This is a genomic window from Bacteroides sp. OF03-11BH (assembly GCF_003604005.1).
Classification (GTDB): Bacteria; Bacteroidota; Bacteroidia; order Bacteroidales; family Bacteroidaceae; genus Bacteroides; species Bacteroides ovatus.
Window position 1 is genome coordinate 277,660 of sequence record NZ_QTMW01000001.1, and the last position, 17,496, is coordinate 295,155.

General features: G+C 41.2%; 11 protein-coding genes and 2 tRNA genes. 6 read left to right on the top strand and 7 right to left on the bottom strand.

From position 1 onward, the window contains the following. Window position 1: 1 nt before the first annotated feature. Together tgt and lon are read right to left on the bottom strand one after the other, a co-directional pair. Window positions 2-1,132 carry a tRNA guanosine(34) transglycosylase Tgt gene (gene tgt, locus DXA54_RS01260; protein WP_004295910.1) on the bottom strand — a complete coding sequence of 377 codons (1,131 nt, stop codon included), beginning with the start codon at window positions 1,130-1,132 and terminating at the stop codon, window positions 2-4. After that, window positions 1,129-3,594, bottom strand: a complete 2,466-nt coding sequence (lon, locus tag DXA54_RS01265) for an endopeptidase La (RefSeq protein WP_004311661.1) — start codon at window positions 3,592-3,594, stop codon at window positions 1,129-1,131. The genes tgt and lon overlap by 4 nt, the downstream gene beginning before the upstream one ends. 215 nt (window positions 3,595-3,809) lie before the next feature. Between lon and DXA54_RS01270 the strand changes: the two genes are divergently transcribed. Continuing rightward, entirely contained in the window at window positions 3,810-4,520 is a 711-nt protein-coding gene (locus tag DXA54_RS01270) for a tRNA1(Val) (adenine(37)-N6)-methyltransferase (protein ID WP_004311659.1), read from the top strand. 282 nt (window positions 4,521-4,802) lie between these two features. On the opposite strand, the gene DXA54_RS01275 is transcribed toward DXA54_RS01270, so the two are convergent. The 3 genes from DXA54_RS01275 to DXA54_RS01290 form a co-directional block, all read right to left on the bottom strand. Further along, window positions 4,803-5,312 carry a hypothetical protein gene (locus DXA54_RS01275; protein ID WP_004311658.1) on the bottom strand — a complete coding sequence of 170 codons (510 nt, stop codon included), beginning with the start codon at window positions 5,310-5,312 and terminating at the stop codon, window positions 4,803-4,805. Window positions 5,313-5,848: 536 nt separating this feature from the next. Continuing rightward, window positions 5,849-5,923: transfer RNA gene (locus tag DXA54_RS01285), tRNA-Pro, on the bottom strand. A 35-nt stretch (window positions 5,924-5,958) separates the two neighbouring features. Further along, window positions 5,959-6,033: transfer RNA gene (locus DXA54_RS01290), tRNA-Pro, on the bottom strand. Window positions 6,034-6,765: 732 nt separating this feature from the next. Here DXA54_RS01290 and DXA54_RS01300 point away from each other — a divergent pair. Next, a complete protein-coding gene (locus DXA54_RS01300) occupies window positions 6,766-6,960 on the top strand; it encodes a hypothetical protein (protein WP_004303066.1) in 195 nt (64 codons plus the stop codon). A gap of 63 nt (window positions 6,961-7,023) precedes the next feature. Here the strand turns inward: DXA54_RS01300 and DXA54_RS01305 are convergent, their stop codons facing one another. Both DXA54_RS01305 and DXA54_RS01310 read right to left on the bottom strand, forming a co-directional pair. Next, a complete protein-coding gene (locus DXA54_RS01305) occupies window positions 7,024-8,295 on the bottom strand; it encodes a sensor histidine kinase (protein WP_004295918.1) in 1,272 nt (423 codons plus the stop codon). After that, window positions 8,292-9,668, bottom strand: coding sequence for a sigma-54-dependent transcriptional regulator (locus tag DXA54_RS01310; protein WP_004318225.1), 1,377 nt, complete (start codon window positions 9,666-9,668; stop codon window positions 8,292-8,294). Before DXA54_RS01310 ends, DXA54_RS01305 begins: the two co-directional genes overlap by 4 nt. Window positions 9,669-9,859: 191 nt before the next feature. On the opposite strand from DXA54_RS01310, the gene DXA54_RS01315 reads away from it, so the two are divergent. From DXA54_RS01315 to DXA54_RS01330, 4 genes are all read left to right on the top strand, one after another. Beyond that, window positions 9,860-11,332, top strand: coding sequence for a TolC family protein (locus tag DXA54_RS01315; RefSeq protein ID WP_004318226.1), 1,473 nt, complete (start codon window positions 9,860-9,862; stop codon window positions 11,330-11,332). 75 nt (window positions 11,333-11,407) lie between these two features. Continuing rightward, window positions 11,408-12,658: an efflux RND transporter periplasmic adaptor subunit gene (locus DXA54_RS01320; RefSeq protein WP_008647578.1), complete on the top strand. Its 1,251-nt coding sequence runs from the start codon at window positions 11,408-11,410 to the stop codon at window positions 12,656-12,658. 25 nt (window positions 12,659-12,683) lie between these two features. Then, complete coding sequence (locus tag DXA54_RS01325; protein ID WP_004295922.1) at window positions 12,684-15,062, top strand: ABC transporter permease; 2,379 nt, start codon at window positions 12,684-12,686, stop codon at window positions 15,060-15,062. A gap of 12 nt (window positions 15,063-15,074) precedes the next feature. Further along, entirely contained in the window at window positions 15,075-17,471 is a 2,397-nt protein-coding gene (locus DXA54_RS01330; RefSeq protein WP_008647571.1) for an ABC transporter permease, read from the top strand. Window positions 17,472-17,496: the final 25 nt, after the last annotated feature.

Below are 17,496 nucleotides of genomic sequence, written 5' to 3' on the forward strand. Positions count from 1 at the left end.
CTTATAATCTAGTTGATACTCTTTTGACCATCATTGGTTTCCAGGTCGAGAAATCTCCGGCGATAATGTGTTTTCTTGCTTCCCCTGCCAGCCACAGATAGAATGCCAGATTATGTATGGAGGCAATTTGCATAGCCAGTAGCTCTTGCGCATGGAAAAGATGGCGCAAATAAGCCTTGCTGTATAATGTATCCACGCAAGAGGCTCCGTCGGCTTCGATGGGAGAGAAGTCCGTTTCCCATTTCTTGTTCCGCATATTGATAATGCCATCTTTGGTGAACAACATGCCATTTCGTCCGTTTCTTGTAGGCATAACGCAGTCGAACATATCCACACCGCGTTCTATTCCTTCAAGAATGTTGACAGGAGTTCCGACACCCATCAGGTAACGGGGTTTGTCTTTAGGAAGTATTTCATTGACAATTTCGATCATTTCATACATCTTGTCTACCGGTTCGCCTACCGCCAAACCACCGATGGCATTCCCGTCAGCACCTTTGGACGCAACAAACTCTGCAGATTGCTTGCGCAGGTCGGGATAAACACATCCCTGCACGATGGGGAAGAGAGACTGATTATAACCGTATTTAGGTTCTGTCTCGTTAAAACGTTGTATACAACGGTCGAGCCATCTGTGGGTTAATCCCAATGACTTTTTGGCATACTCGTAATCCGAGTCACCCGGAGGACATTCGTCAAAAGCCATCATAATATCCGCACCGATCGTACGTTCTATGTCCATCACCTTCTCCGGAGTGAAGATGTGCTTGCTTCCGTCGATATGCGAACGAAATTCGGCTCCTTCTTCACGCAGTTTTCTGATTCCGGCTAATGAAAATACCTGAAAACCACCGCTGTCAGTCAGCATGGGGCGGTCGAAACCGTTGAAACGGTGCAGCCCGCCTGCTTTCTCGATCACATCCAGTCCCGGACGCAAATAGAGGTGATAGGTATTACCCAGAATAATCTGTGCCTGGATATCTTCTTTCAATTCGGTCAGATGTACTCCCTTCACAGTGCCCAGTGTGCCCACCGGCATGAAGATAGGTGTTTGTATCTGCCCGTGGTCTGTTGTTATCAGACCGGCACGGGCATTACTTTTAGTGTCTGTATATTGTAACTCAAATGTCATTCCTGGCTGGGTTTCTTAACAGATAAATCAATAGGATCCGCTACTTTCTCGTTAGTCAATGCAATAGCGAATACCTCTTTTATATCGTTTACATAGTGGAAAGTCAGTCCTTTCAAATAAATATATTGAATTTCATCTATGTTCTTTTTGTTCTCGGCACTCATGATGATTTCCTTGATTCCGGCACGTTTGGCTGCCAATATCTTCTCCTTGATGCCACCCACAGGAAGCACTTTGCCGCGAAGAGTGATTTCTCCCGTCATGGCAATGTTGGCTTTCACTTTTCTTTGAGTCAGGGCAGAAGCCAGTGAAGTGGCCATCGTGATACCTGCTGACGGACCATCTTTCGGAATAGCCCCTTCAGGAACGTGGATATGGATATTCCAGTTGTCAAAAATCTCTTCATCCAGACTAAGAACAGAAGCGTGCGCCTTGATATATTCAAGTGCCAGCATGGCAGATTCTTTCATCACATCTCCCAGGTTACCTGTCAGTGTGAGACGTCCGCCCTTGCCACGGCTCAAACTGGTTTCTACAAATAAGATTTCGCCCCCGACAGCTGTCCATGCCAATCCGGTGACTACACCTGCGTAATCATTTCCCTGATACTTGTCGCGTGTATATTCCGGTGCTCCAAGGAAATCATACAAATCTGTCGGTTTGATTTCCGCCTTGGCAAAATAACCGTCCGTAGCATATTGGCGGGCCGATTTGCGAAGAATCTTACCGATCTTCTTTTCCAGCTCACGAACACCGCTTTCACGGGTATATGACTCGATTATGGCTTCCAGTGTATCTTTGGGAAGTTTAATATCTGTCTTTTTGAGTCCGTTGGCTTCCAGCTCTTTGGGCAGCAGATGCTTGCGGGCAATCTCTACTTTTTCTTCTGTGATGTATCCGCTTACTTCAATCAATTCCATACGGTCGAGCAATGGACCGGGGATTGTATTCAGGTTATTGGCTGTTGCAATAAACAATACCTTGGAGAGATCATAGTCTACATCCAGGAAGTTATCATGGAAAGATGTGTTCTGTTCCGGGTCGAGCACTTCCAGCAATGCAGAAGAAGGGTCTCCCTGACGGTCGGCGCTGACTTTGTCTATTTCATCCAGGATGAAGACAGGATTGGACGCACCGGCTTTTATTAAGCTCTTGATAATTCGTCCGGGCATAGCACCGATATAAGTCTTACGGTGACCGCGAATCTCTGCTTCGTCATGCACACCACCTAAAGACATACGTACATATTTCCGTTTGAGCGCAGATGCGATGGATTTTCCAAGAGATGTTTTACCCACTCCCGGAGGGCCATACAAGCAGATAATCGGTGATTTCATATCACCTTTCAGCTTTAATACGGCTAAGTGTTCCAAAATACGCTCTTTTACTTTCTCCAGTCCGTAATGGTCTTTGTTCAACGTCTTTTCTGCGTTTTTAAGGTTCAGATTGTCAGTTGTATAAGTACCCCATGGGAGATTGAGCATCGTTTGCAGATAGTTGAGCTGTACGCTGTAATCCGGAGATTGCGGATGAGTGCGTTCCAGTTTGGCAAGTTCTTTCATGAACGTGTCTCTGACTTCTAAATTCCAGCGCATTCTTTCTGCCTTCTGGCGCATTTCCTCTATTTCCTGCTCCTGACCGCCGCCACCCAGTTCATCCTGGATGGTTTTGATCTGCTGTTGCAGGAAGTATTCGCGTTGCTGCTGGTCGATATCTTCGCGGGCACGCATTTGGATGGATGCCTTGATTTCTGCCAGTTGCACTTCGCGGTTCAGAATTTCCAGTAAGTGATAAGTGCGTTCACGCAATGAGTTGATGCTCAACAAGTCCATCTTCTCATCTTTCTTGAACGGCAGGTTTGAGCAGATGAAATTGACCAGGAACATTGAGTTGTTGATATTTTTAATAGCAAACGACGAATCCTGATGCATCACATCTGATGATTTGATGTATCTCATTGTCAAGTCCTTGCAAGTTTCCACCAGGGCTTGAAACTCTTTATCATCTTTGCCGGGGACATCTTCCTCCAAAAGTTCTATTTCACCTTTCAGGTACGGATGAGTTTCGATGATGCTAGTCAGACTTAAACGTTTCATTCCCTGAAGAATGACTGTTGTTGTCTGATCCGGCATTTCCAATATCCGCACAATTCGTCCTACGGTACCGATATTGTGTAAATCTTCCAGTTTCGGATCTTCTGTATGTGCCGATCTCTGGCATACTACTGCAATATCTTTATGTTTCTTGTCAGCATCTCGTACGAGTTTCAGAGAAGACTTACGGCCTACCGTGATCGGCAGGAATACTCCAGGAAACAATACCATATTACGTAAGGGGAGTACCGGAAGAATTTCACCAGATTTCACATTTACATCAAATGCTTGTTCATCGTTCCCATCATAGTCTGTGATTAGCGAGAAGTTGTTATCGCCTCCATCTTCCAATAAATATCTTTCTTTCATTTTTTCGTTTTAATTTAGTTTATGTCATATTGATATGCATAAATCGTTTGCAAAGTTAATTGATTCTCTCTAATAATAAAGCACTGCGCAGAATAAAAACACAAAAACAATGCCAAAATATCGGCTTGTAAAGGGAGTATTCCATAATTATTATTTATTTTTGGCGATTTGCAATAAAATAATAGTATAAAACGGCTTTAAGATAAACGGATAAAATGTCGAATCCTTATTTTCAATTTAAGCAATTTACGGTATGGCATGATAAATGTGCCATGAAAGTCGGTACGGATGGGGTGCTTCTGGGAGCTTGGACTTCCGTTGAAAGTGCGCACCGGATTTTGGATATTGGGACGGGAACAGGGTTGGTAGCTTTAATGTTGGTGCAACGCAGTTTGCCGGATGCAAATATTGTAGCGTTGGAAATAGATGAAGCGGCTGTCGGGCAAGCCAGGGAAAATATTATTCGTTCGCCCTGGAAGGAGCGGGTAGAGGTGGTGCAGGCTGATTTTAGGAAATACAGGTCTTCGGATAAATTCGACGTAATTGTTTCTAATCCTCCTTATTTTGTCGATTCGCTGGAATGTCCGGATCGTCAGAGAGCCGCGGCGCGTCACAATGATTCTTTGACCTATGAAGATTTGTTGGAAGGAGTAAGCGGATTATTGACAGAAAACGGATTTTTTACAGTGGTGATTCCGGCAGATGTAGCTGAACGGGTAAAAAAGATAGCTTCTATAAAGAAATTATATGCAGTCCGTCAACTGAATGTAATCACTAAACCCGGCGGTATTCCGAAACGTGTTTTGATTACTTTTTCTTTTTCCAATCAAGAGTGCATTGTAGAAGAACTATTGACAGAACTGGCTCGTCATCAATATAGCGAGGAATATATGACGCTAACCCGGGATTATTATTTGAACATGTAAAAGGGTGACGCTATCCGGTAAAGATAGTGACGGTATATGCTTGCGATAGTGACGGTATCGCTGTCATATACCGTCACTATTTCAAAGCTAGTTCAAAAACGCTATTTTGAGATCTTCGTTCTATTCCTTTCTAACTCATAATTCAAAAGAGTAATTTCTAGCTTTTGAACACTATTTGCTAGCAGTATTTTCTGAAGTTGCTCTTGAAGTGAAATTATTATTTTGTCTTTTGATAGTCTTAAATTCAATAAGCTGCTACAATAACTATACTACTCTTTTAAATTATTTGTTTTGTATATGCTTTATTTTAAATTCTTTCAGTGACTTTTCTATCTTTTGATAAAGGTCTGTCGTTTTTGTTGAGTATGTAGATAAAGAACCCCTAGGCTCATCTGCGAATCTGAATAATTCATCTGCATCTGCATATATTGATACTAACTCATTATAAGCATCTTTACAACTTGAAGGATAATCATTTAGTTGTGGCATTATAGCCTCGATTGAATCTTTCTTTTGTTTTAGTCTCTTATAGGTATCTGTTGTGATAATAAACTCTTGATGCTTCGCTAAGGCTTCATTGAAATCAGTGCAATATTCTCCATTGTATTCATGATCGTAAATTACTTTTCTCCAAGTATCACAATAATGAAGAGCTATTGCTTCACTTAAATCAGCTTCTTTCTCAATCATAGAAGCGGTATTAGAGAGTTTTGCTATATACTCCTTTTCTGAATTACATGAAACCAAAACTATGGCTAGTATCGCACTCAAATAAAAAAACTTTTTCATCATATCGTTATTTTTGTTACACAATCAATTTATTAGAATCCTGTTTGTAATACTGTATTAGAGTATTACAAGATTGATATTTTATATTCAAAAAAACATTTATTTTATTACTTGAAGAATATCCAATGATACGCTTATTTGATTCTTCTGGAATTCTAAAATTCAGAAAGGGACTTTGTGAATGCGAATATAGTGAAATGAAAATAACAACGAGCATCAGCAGAGTTTTCTTCATGTGTTTAAGTATTTTGTTTGTTATCGTTTTCTCTATAAACAATGTTTGTATTTCCGCTATAAAGTTAACGCAAAACATTGATAACGCCAAAATAAAAGGGTAGTAAAGTTAACAAAATAGATTTTTACTCTAAATTAAATAAGAAAATGAGGATAATGCTAGAAACCTGTTCAAAGATAGTTCAAAGAATTGCCCTTTTTATTTGCCCCCAAACGGGGATAATTACACTTATCCTATATATAATAAAAAAGCCAATACTAATTGTACTGGCTTTATTTTGTGAATCTTGACTTGATTTTCTTCGTCGGGGTAGCGGGATTCGAACCCACGACCCCCTGCTCCCAAAGCAGGTGCGCTAACCGGACTGCGCTACACCCCGAAAAACTTTGAACTTAATAACCCTCTTTTTTGTAGTCGGGGTAGCGGGATTCGAACCCACGACCCCCTGCTCCCAAAGCAGGTGCGCTAACCGGACTGCGCTACACCCCGCTACTTTTTTGAAGGGTTGTTCTTTTCAAAAGCGGTGCAAAGATAGGGAGTATTTTTTAATTAACAATAGCTAAACGAATGTTTTTTACCTATTATTTCTCAATACCTTGAATCTCATCACTTTGCGGGCTCACTTTTTTTTCTTGTCAGAGATTAGAAGTATCATCGGACATCGTAATTCATCTTTTCATCTCCTCTTTCACCTTTTCTCTGTCTCTTCGATGAATAGGGAGTTTGCGGGTGAAGGGCAACAACTTCACCACCTCTTCACCTGTAAGCGATTAGGTTTCAAAAATAGTTTCAATCCTTGAAACACTTCGTTTCTCGGTGTGAAACACTTTGTTTCATTAGGAGAAACACTTTGTTTCAAGGCGTGAAACTTTTAGTTTCAAATGGGGTTGAAACTAATAACGAAATAGCTTAACTAATCTTGCTCAATGATGTAATCAGGAAGCGGCTATTTGATTTTGTTCACGATGAAAAGAAGGTGAAAGAACGGCTCTTCACCTGCAAACTCCCTGTTAATCGGGGATACAGAGGAAGAGTGAAGGGGATGGAAGAATTGTGCCTATTATAGAGAAAGAATATTAAATTGTTCATAACTGTACCGGAGTGAACAAGCTCATAATGGTATATTGAGGGTGGTTACTCTATACATAAATCATCTGTGAGTATGAACTATCTTTCGATGTTTTCTGTTTTATAAATAAGAATTTTAAAATGAAAAGCCTTATGAAAACAAGAAAACAAAAAGAAACAGGTGAAAAAGAAGTGCACTTGTTAGAGCAAAAAGGATATGAAAGAATGGTGAATGAGATTGTCCCCGTTCAACAAGCGGAAGCATATCGCAAGCCAACTAATAAAGCGGTCAAAGAGGCTGTTAAGGAATTAAATCCCGATACAAATAGTCTGGGTAGTAGAGGATAAGTAATTCCTCTACTACCCAGACTAATCATCGTATTAAAGGATTCGGGAGGCTTTCGGTGGTTCTCATTTAGGGAAAGTAAGAATAAAACAGCTTCCTTTCCCTATTTCTGATTTTACGTTAATACTTCCGTCATGCAAAGTCATGATCTGTTTGCACAGGCTCAATCCGATGCCCGAACCGGATGTTTTGGTGGTGAAGAAAGGAACGAAAATCTTGTCCAAAACATCTGTTAGAATTCCCTCGCCATTATCAGATATTGTTAATGTCGGGTTGTCTTTAGAGAAAAACTTTATCTGTATCTCTTTATCTATTTTTCGCTCGCATGTTTCGCGGGCGTTTTTTAACAAGTTGATAAGCACTTGCTCTATCTGTGCCCGGTCTACATATAAAAATAAATCAGATGCAGGCATTTCGAAATGAATATACTCTTCCGGGAATAATTTCTTTAAGTCCATAAACAATTCTGCAACAGATACTTTAGTACGGACAGGTATCGGAATTCGTGTCAGTCGCCGGTAATTCTCCACAAATCCTAGTAATCCCTTACTTCTTCTGTGAATAGTCTGCATAGCTTGCAACATAGCAGAATACTCCTTTTCTCCGAGTGATTCGGGGATTCCCCTTTCACTTAACGTTTCCGAAAGAGAAATAATAGGAGTGATGGAGTTCATGATTTCGTGTGTTAATACACGAATCAGCTTTTGCCAGGCCTCCATTTCATTACGTTCCAGTACAGAATGAATATTCTTCAGACTGATTAACCGCTGTTTCTTCCCCTGTGTAGCAAATGTGGTGCAGGAAATAGCCATTTCCAGAACGATACCATTCTGCTCGATGCGGATCATGGACATATCATTGCTGATAGAAGCCTCCTGAAGTACGTCCGGTAGTTGTGATATTTGCCCCAGATGGGCCACTGCAGCCTGATTCATCCATTCAATGTGCCCGGAAGCATCGGTTACGAGTACGACAGTATCTACTTTATTTAATAAACTCTCGTAATACTGATGCTTGACTTCCTCTGCCAATAACTTTCCCCGAAAGTCCTTCAATGCATTAGAAAGCTCCTGTGCCCACTCATCCATCATCTTATTTTTGAAAGGCGGATGAAGATTCTGCGTCATATCGTTGTAGCGAAGTCCATCCGTCAATCGTCGTAACAAGGTGATTTGCTTGAACTGTATTCGGTAGAGATGCATACCGGCACCTATCAAAAAGAGAATACAGACGGTAGTGCTGAACCATAACTGTCTTTGATACAGCAGACAACTGCCGATAGAAAGCAGAAAAATAATTAAGATGTGCAATGCTACTTTGAACTCAAATCGTTTCATAAGCCTAATTTTTCAAGTTTGCGATACAATGCAAAACGGGTAATCCCTAAATATTCGGCAGCACGGGAGATGTTTCCGTCGCTGATCCGGAGCGCTTTCTCAATGGCCTGCCGTTCCAGTTGTTCGAGATTCAGTACCATTTCTTCGTCCTTTTTCTGTTTAGGTGTCGCATGAAAAAGGAAGTTTTCAGGTTTTAGCATGGAGCCGTCTCCCAAGATTACAGCACGTTCTATCGTATGTTGAAGTTCTCTCACATTTCCAGGCCATGCATATTTCAGCAGTTTGTTTTTGGCTTCCCGTGTCAGTCCGTGCATTTCTTTTTTATATTTGCGGGCATAATGGTTCAGAAAGTGTTCGGCAAGCAGGATGATGTCATTGCCGCGTTCACGGAGTGGAGGTATATGTATTTCAATCGTGTTGATACGATATAATAAGTCCTGACGGAAATTCCCGTCTTCCACCATCTGACGGATATCAGCATTGGTGGCACATATTAAACGGACGTCGATGGGAATGGTTTGCGTACTTCCCAAACGACTGATTTGCCTTTTTTCGATAGCAGTCAGTAATTTAGACTGCATAGGAAGTGAAAGATTGCCAATTTCATCCAAAAACAAAGTCCCGTTGGTCGCCACTTCCATTCGTCCCGCTTTTGATTTCTTGGCATCGGTGAAAGCGCCTTTTTCGAAACCGAACAGTTCACTCTCAAACAATTGTTCGGGTATACTTCCCAGGTCAATCGTGACAAAAGGTTTGCCGTATCGTGGAGAACAACGATATAATAGTCGGGCAATCACATCCTTTCCCGTACCGTTTTCTCCGAGAATCAGTATATTGGCATCCGTATTACTTAGTTTATTTATCGTGGCAAACACTTCCTGCATGGCCGGTGACTCTCCAATAATATCATTTTCCGAAGCATTTTGCCCGCTAAGAATTTCTACTTGCTCTTTCAGCATGTTGACTTCCTGCTGTGACTGACGCAGTCGCATACCCGAAGTAAGCGTAGCCAGCAATTTATCCTTTTCCCAAGGCTTGGGAATAAAATCGGTAGCACCGGCTTTGATGGCCCGGACGGCCTTGTCCGTATCCGCATAGGCAGTCATAAAAATAACAATAGCTTGTGGGTCAAGCTGCAATATCTGCTTCAGACTTTCAAATCCCTCTTGTCCGCTGATGGCATCCCGGCTGAAATTCATGTCCAATAAGATAAGATCGGGATGAAAGGTGGTCATGAAATGCTCGATCCGATCGGGGGTAGTAGCCACCTTTATTTTCTCCGTATACGGTTCCAGTAGGAGGTTGAGGGCAAAGAGCACGTCCTCGTTATCATCTACTATGAGTATCTTTCCTAATTTGTTGACTTCTTCCATATCTTCTATCCATTTAAACTCCGGGAGCAAAGATATGGATAAATCTCATGTGTTGTGTGTGCGATTGCGCACTAATTTTGTGCGTATATGCACACTGAATGAATGAAAGGAATATTACTATATTATTGAATGATAACTGTTTATCTGAATGGCACATCTTTTGAATGATAAATAACAAATATAACCAACGAATGAATCTGAAATTAATCTTCATATCTCTCGGACTATTGTTGACAGAACTATTGACCGCTCAAGATCAAACCACAGAGCTGTCATTGAAGCAAGTCATAGAGATTGCCCGTATGGAATCTCCCGATGCACAGACGGCACGCCACAGTTTCCGTTCTGCGTATTGGAACTATAAATATTATCGTGCCAATTATCTGCCGTCTTTAAGCCTGACATCCGATCCGAATCTGAACCGTGCCATTAACAAGATAACGATGGGAGACGGTTCGGTAAAGTTTGTCGAACAAAATCTATTGAATACAGATTTAACCCTGAATCTTTCACAGAACTTATCCTGGACCGGTGGCTCTTTCTTTCTCGAAACCTCCGCTCAACGCATGGATCTGTTCAGCGAACATAAATACTCATGGCAGACTTCCCCCATAATGATCGGTTATCGCCAGTCTCTTTTTGGCTACAATAGTTTGAAATGGGATAGACGGATAGAGCCCGTGCGCTATCAGGAGGCAAAGAAAAGCTACGTAGAGACGCTTGAACTCGTATCAGCCAATGCGATTAATAAATTCTTTGCCTTGGCCACCGCCCAGAGCGATTACGATATTGCTTCCTTTAATTACGCCAATGCCGATACACTTTACCGTTATGCGCAAGGCCGCTATAACATAGGTACCATCACAGAAAATGAAATGCTGCAACTGGAACTTAACCGTTTGACGGAAGAGACAAACCGCATGAATGCCCTTATTGAAATGGATAATTGTATGCAGGAACTCCGTTCCTATCTTGGTATTCACGAAGATCGGGAATTACGTGTCCTTGTCAGTCCTCAAATTCCGGATTTCAGTGTGAACCTGAATGAAGCACTGGCACTGGCTTACGAAAACAGTCCGGATATACAGACGATGGAAAGGCGGAAACTGGAAAGTGAGAGTGCTGTGGCGAAAGCCCGCGCCAATGCCGGCCTGAAAGCAGATATCTATCTCCGTTTCGGATTGACGCAGACTGCTGACAAACTGCCCGACGCTTATCGAAATTTGTTGGACCAGCAATACGTAAGTATCGGCATTTCTCTTCCTATCCTAGACTGGGGACGTGGAAAAGGACAGGTGCGAGTAGCCCGTTCCAATCGTGATCTGGTTTACACACAAGTCGAACAGAGCCGGACGGACTTTGAACTGAACGTTCGTAAACTCGTCAAACAATTCAATCTGCAAACGCAACGTGTCCGGATCGCTGCCCGCACGGATGAGACAGCCCAACGAAGAAGTGAAGTGGCCCGCAAACTCTATCTATTAGGTAAATCTACCATTCTTGACTTGAATGCTTCCATTTCAGAGAAAGATAGTGCCCGCCGTAACTATATTTCGGCTTTATATAATTATTGGAGTTTATATTATACACTCCGTAGCATGACACTATATGATTTTGAGCGAAATACGATACTGACAGAAGACTACCATCTTCTGATTGAATAGAGAACAACGAAAAGTCAGTAAAGAATAGTGATGGAACCCTAATTAATAGAAACTTGTAAAACACCAGATAATCTCATGGATATAAAATTAGAAAAGAAACCGTGGTACATTCGTTACAGATACTATCTGATAGGAGGGCTTTTATTTGCCGCCTTTTTGATTTATGTGATTACTTTGTCTTTAGGTCCCAGAAAACTACGGATAGATGCCGAAAATATACAGATTGCAGAAGTGAAAGAGTCTGATTTCATGGAATATGTAGATGTGGAAGGGCTCATTCAGCCTATACTGACCATCAAGATCAATACTCGTGAAACTGGAAGCGTGGAAAGGATTGTCGGTGAAGAGGGAAGTTTGCTTCAGCAGGGAGACACCATTCTTATTCTTTCCAATCCCGATTTGCTCCGCAATATTGAAGACCAGCGTGACGAATGGGAAAAGCAAATGATTACCTATCAGGAGCAGGAGATTGAAATGGAACAAAAAAGTCTGAACTTGAAACAGCAAGCCCTGACAAATGGCTACGAATTGGAACGCCTGAAAAAAAGCATCGCTCTCGACCGCGAAGAATTTCAGATGGGAGTGAAGAGTAAGGCGCAGTTGCAGGTAGCTGAAGATGAATATTGTTACAAACAGAAAAACGCAGCCCTGCAACAAGAGAGCTTGCGACATGATTCTGCTGTCACGATGATACGTAAGGAATTGATTCGTAACGACCGGGAGCGGGAACGGAAAAAGTACGAACGTACTCGCGAACGACTGAATAGCTTGGTGGTCACAGCTCCACTGAAAGGTCAGCTTAGTTTCGTAAAGGTCACTCCGGGGCAGCAGGTTTCCTCCGGTGAAAGCATTGCTGAAATAAAAGTGCTCGATCAATACAAAATCCATACTTCACTTAGCGAATATTATATCGACCGGATCACCACCGGACTACCGGCTACCGTGAACTATCAAGGAAACAAATATCCGCTGAAAATAACAAAAGTGGTTCCCGAAGTGAAAGATCGTATGTTTGATATTGATCTTATTTTTACCGGAGATATGCCCGATAATGTAAGAGTCGGCAAGAGCTTCCGGGTACAGATTGAATTGGGACAGCCGGAGCAAGCGCTCATTATTCCGCGAGGCAACTTCTATCAGTTTACAGGCGGACAATGGATTTATAAAGTAAATGCATCAAAGACAAAAGCAGTTCGCGTGCCATTGAATATTGGTCGACAGAATCCGCAACAATATGAAATAGTAGAAGGTTTACAGCCGGGAGATTGGGTTATTACCACCGGATATGATACCTTTGGCGATGCGGAAGAATTGATCTTGAAATGAATGAAAAATAACAAATAGATAAAACATGAAAACATTGTACTATGCGATACGCTTTTTGTTGCGTACAAAATCATATACTATTATTAATTTGCTCGGGTTAGCCTTTAGTTTAGCTTGTTGCATTATTTTGCTTCGTTATATTCATCGTGAGCTTACAGTAGACACACATTGCATTGATCGTAATCAAGTGTATGGTGTACAGACAACGTTTGAAGGAAATCGGGTATTAAGTGTGGCTGAAATAGGGAGCCGGGATAGTGTTTACATTGATAATAGTGGCATAGTGACGCGTTCACGCATCGTGTTGCTCGAAAATGATTATTTGACCTATCAGTCAAATCGTATTCCTGTTCAAGCTATGGCAGCAGATAGTGCTTATTTTGAACTTTTCCCTTACCGTGTGTTACAAGGTTCAGTGTCCTTGGAAGATCCGGCGTCAGTTTTGTTAATGGAGGGTTTTGCTAAAAAACTTTTCGGCAAAGAAAATCCTATTGGCAAGATTCTCACTTATTCGAATGGAAAGGAGATTAGGGTGACAGGCATATTAGAGGAACCAATTAATAAGCGGATGTTTAATTTTGACTTGGTCCTCTCTTCAAAACTATCATCATTATGGGAGCGTATGCCTTTGGATTTTATCCGTTTCACTTCAGAAACGGAAGTAATGAAAGCCAATAAGGCCGGGAGTTATCCCCGGTTTATCAATCAGGATGCTCGTAGCGGGGATAGTCGGAAATACACTTTCTCTCTAGTTCCTATAAGTGATATGTATTGGGATCGGGCTTTAATTGGTCGATCCGGACCAGATATGCTAGTTAGCGGAAACCGTTCCCAACTATTTATTTTAGGAGGAATTTGCCTGTTGATATTACTTGCAGGTGTGATGAATTTCATCAATCTTTATCTGGTATTGATGGTGAAACGAGGTAAGGTGTATAGCTTGCGGAAAGTTTTTGGAGCTGATAGAAAAGCGTTGTTTAAGCAAATATTCATAGAAAACTTTTTATTGATCGCTGCTTCCATGATAGTAGCCTGGCTCATTGTAGAGGTGACAAATATTCCTGTATCATCCATGTTTGGCAGTCAGCTGATGTATACTGCATTTGATGGGATATTATCATTCTCTATTTTGTTGTTTTTGCCTCTGTTAGTATCTATTTATGCGTTTGTGCAGTGCCAACGTTCTTTGTTGGCTGTTTCAATCCGGAAGGTAGGTACAGATAACCATTCGGTTCGTTCACGTATGATCTTTCTTTTTCTGCAATATATGATTACTTTCCTGTTAGTGGTATTATCAATCTATTTCAGCAAGCAACTGAATTTTATGTTACATACCGATCCTGGTTTTCGTGTAGAGTCTGTAATTCAAGCAAACTTGATATATGAATCACGAGATTTCGCAGTTTACACTATGGAGACTATCAAACAACGGCAAGAGAGGATTACTGAAATAGACCAACTCATGAAGAGTTGTCCGGATATTCAGTATTGGACGACGGGACATTCATCTATTTTGGGAGACTATTATTCTACAAACTTTCAAAGTGTAAAAGGAGAAACAGTTGCGTTGTTGCAATCTTATGTTACTCCTGATTTCTTTAAAGTTTTCAATCTTGCGTTTGTGGATGGAAGTCTGCCGGAAATGGATGAAGACTCAAGAAATAGAGTGGCCGTTGTAAATCGTGCGGCATTGAAAGCCTTAGGATATACGCAATGTGAGGGAGCTATGCTGGTTGATGAAATGATGAAAAGAAACGTCCCGGATTTTCCGGCTCAACCTATTGTTGCTGTAATAGACGATTATTATGACGGACATATTAGTACAGGTGTCCATCCGATGGTCTTTATGGTTGGTAGTCAATTAGACGGTGATTTATATCAGATATATTGCCACTCCGGCAAAGAACAGGCAGTTATTGACTATTTGAAAAGTATTCAAAAGAAAGTGTATGGTACAGAGGATTTTAAATATTCTTTGTTGAAGGACGATGTGGCTGAACTTTATAAAAATGATCGCCAGATAGCTTCTGTTTATGCTCTTTTCGCTTGTATAGCTATTGTAATAGTTTGTCTTGGCTTGTTTGGTATTTCATTATTTGACATTAGGCAGCGTTCCCATGAGGTTGCAATTCGCAAAGTGAATGGAGCATCACTGAAAGATTTATATCTTTTACTAGGACGCAAGTATCTTGTCATATTAGGTGGGGCTTTTGCAGTAGCTCTTCCATTATCCTGGTATCTGATATATGAATACACAAAGGATTTTGTAGTGAAAGCTCCTATAGGTATAGGAATCTTTTTGATAGCTTTGTTATTGGTTGGTGGTATTTCTTTAGGGACTCTATTCTGGCAAATAAACAAGATTGCGCATATTGATCCTGCTAAAATTATAAAAACTGAATGAATCTAAGATATTATGATAAAACACTATTTCAAAGTAGCATTTAGAAACTTGTGGAAGTACAAGGCACAGAATATAATTTCCACCATCGGATTGGCAGTAGGACTACTGTGTTTTAGTATATGTATGTATTGCAGTCGTTTTGTAGAATCTACCAATCATTGCTTTGACAATTATTCCCGCATAGCCGAGTTAAATCTCTATAATGAACAGACTGGTGACTATTTTTCCGGCACACAAGTAGCATTATCCGAAGAACTCCGTACTTGGGCTATGGGTGAAGTGGAAGCGATCTCTTGTATGGCATATCCCCGTGAACGCTCTTTTCAGGTTGAACTGTCTCCGGATAAATCATTGCCATACGATCTTGAAATTATAGAAGTCGATACCCTATACAATAAAGTCTTTACTCCGCAAATGGTAGTTGGTAACTGGCGGACAGCAAGCCGGATGCCCAACGCGGTTATTATAAGCCGGTCCACTGCCATAAAGATATTTGGTCAGGTGGAGACTGCCATTGGCAAACACCTGACTCTTACAAGACGGCTTTATACTTCTCCGGACAGTACACCAAAGACAGGAGGTATTGTGTACACAATCCAAGCAGTGATGGAAGATCTTCCACTGAACAATGATTTTAATTTTATGTGTCATACCGACGCATTGGTTATCAACGACAGTGAGGGACTTTTTCAGAGTCCGAAACGTCGCGATATAACGGGAGCCCGGACATACGTTTTGTTATCTCCGCAGGTTGGCATTACCGGTTTGGAAAAACAATTTTCCAAGCGCGACTATACTTATAGTCTATATAACGAGACTTATACCGTTGTTGCCCGTTATATAGGAGATCGGTCGCAGGAGAAAGGTATTTATATTCTGGGATGGGTCACCGGAATTGTCGGCATATTGATATTGTTGGTCGGATTGATTAATTTCTTTCATTTTCTCATCGGCTCTTTCCTGAATCGCACTAAGGAATACGCCATAATGAAAATGCTTGGTTCTGACTGGAAACGACTGTTCTGCCTGTTATTAACACAGTCACTGATGATTGTATTTACATCCTCATTTTTGGTGATATGGGGTATCGAACTAATTGGAGATAGAATGGATTTCTCTTTGCCAGGCCTCACAATGACTTTCCCTCCTGAAACACTATTAAAGCATATTCTGCAATACATTGTTTTTCTTGCATTGCTTTGCGTGGCAGTCTGTCTGCTGGTATCCGTCCGTATTCGCAGGTCTTCCATACAGACAGGTATCTATGGAGGTCAAAAACGTCGCGGGAAACAGTGGGGACGTAACTTTATGCTCGGCGTCCAGTTCTTTATTTGCTGGATATTCGTAGCGCTGACTGTCAGCCTGTTTTTGCAATCAGGAAAGGTGACTGAAACTTTATTTCATACGTTAAGTCAGGAAGATAAAGAAGCGATTCTAAGTATCCCGCTGGACTATCCATTTCTGGAAAACAAAGAAAAACAGGAAATGGTAGAACGTTTCAGGCAGCATGCCGGTGTGAAAGACATTTTGTTATCTGATATATCTTATACTCACGGGGTATCCGGAAACTTGTTAATGACGGAGAAAGGAAATGACAACTCTTGGATTGATATCAATGTAATGTGTGTACCATTGAATTTCTTCACCTTTATGAATATTCCGATAATGGAGGGCAGGACGATCCGGACAAAAAAGGATCTCGTAATGGATGGAGTCTGGCAGAAGAAACAAAAGAAAGATATTATCGGAATGAACCTTTACGACCAGACCACTGATTTCACCGTTTGTGGAGTATGTGCCCCCTTTCAAACAGATGTACATAACCATAATGGCGGATATGCTTTCACACTTTATGATTCTTCCGAATACATAGGTCACTGCTATGTGAAATGTTACCCTGAACAGCAAAAAGAAGTCATGAAATGGATGGAAACCATCCGTCGTGAAGTGCTGCCGGAGAATATTTCTTCCCAAGTACGTACATTTCAGGATGATTTGTACGAAGTGCAGGCAGTGGAATATATTCTGAAAGATATCATCTCGTTTTTTGCAATTGTAAGCATCATCATTACCCTGTTGGGAGTGTATTCCAGCATTACGCTCGATACAGAACGCCGCCAGAAAGAGGTTGCCATTCGCAAAGTGAACGGAGCCGGAATACGTTCCATCATCTGGCTGTTTGCACGTTTGTACCTGATTTTGCTGATGGTGACTGCCGCCATCACCTTTCCGCTCATTTACGTGGTATTGCAACTGTGGAAACAAATGTACACCGTATTTTTTAATGATGGAATATTATATTGGGGAAGCATATTTGGGGGAGTAACCTTATTGACAGTAATTACCATAATCTTTAAAATACTGAGGATTGCACGTCTCAATCTCGCAGAAGTAATCAAAAACGAATAAAAATAATAATTCTAAAAACAATACA

Excerpts from the sequence above, each read along its gene's own strand:
- DXA54_RS01325 (WP_004295922.1), top strand. The coding sequence starts at position 12,684 with ATGAAAACATTGTACTATGCGATACGCTTTTTGTTGCGTACAAAATCA.
- DXA54_RS01270 (WP_004311659.1), top strand. The coding sequence starts at position 3,810 with ATGTCGAATCCTTATTTTCAATTTAAGCAATTTACGGTATGGCATGAT.
- DXA54_RS01330 (WP_008647571.1), top strand. The coding sequence starts at position 15,075 with ATGATAAAACACTATTTCAAAGTAGCATTTAGAAACTTGTGGAAGTAC.
- tgt (WP_004295910.1), bottom strand. The coding sequence starts at position 1,132 with ATGACATTTGAGTTACAATATACAGACACTAAAAGTAATGCCCGTGCC.
- DXA54_RS01315 (WP_004318226.1), top strand. The coding sequence starts at position 9,860 with ATGAATCTGAAATTAATCTTCATATCTCTCGGACTATTGTTGACAGAA.
- DXA54_RS01320 (WP_008647578.1), top strand. The coding sequence starts at position 11,408 with ATGGATATAAAATTAGAAAAGAAACCGTGGTACATTCGTTACAGATAC.
- DXA54_RS01310 (WP_004318225.1), bottom strand. The coding sequence starts at position 9,668 with ATGGAAGAAGTCAACAAATTAGGAAAGATACTCATAGTAGATGATAAC.
- DXA54_RS01300 (WP_004303066.1), top strand. The coding sequence starts at position 6,766 with ATGAAAACAAGAAAACAAAAAGAAACAGGTGAAAAAGAAGTGCACTTG.
- DXA54_RS01275 (WP_004311658.1), bottom strand. The coding sequence starts at position 5,312 with ATGATGAAAAAGTTTTTTTATTTGAGTGCGATACTAGCCATAGTTTTG.
- DXA54_RS01305 (WP_004295918.1), bottom strand. The coding sequence starts at position 8,295 with ATGAAACGATTTGAGTTCAAAGTAGCATTGCACATCTTAATTATTTTT.
- lon (WP_004311661.1), bottom strand. The coding sequence starts at position 3,594 with ATGAAAGAAAGATATTTATTGGAAGATGGAGGCGATAACAACTTCTCG.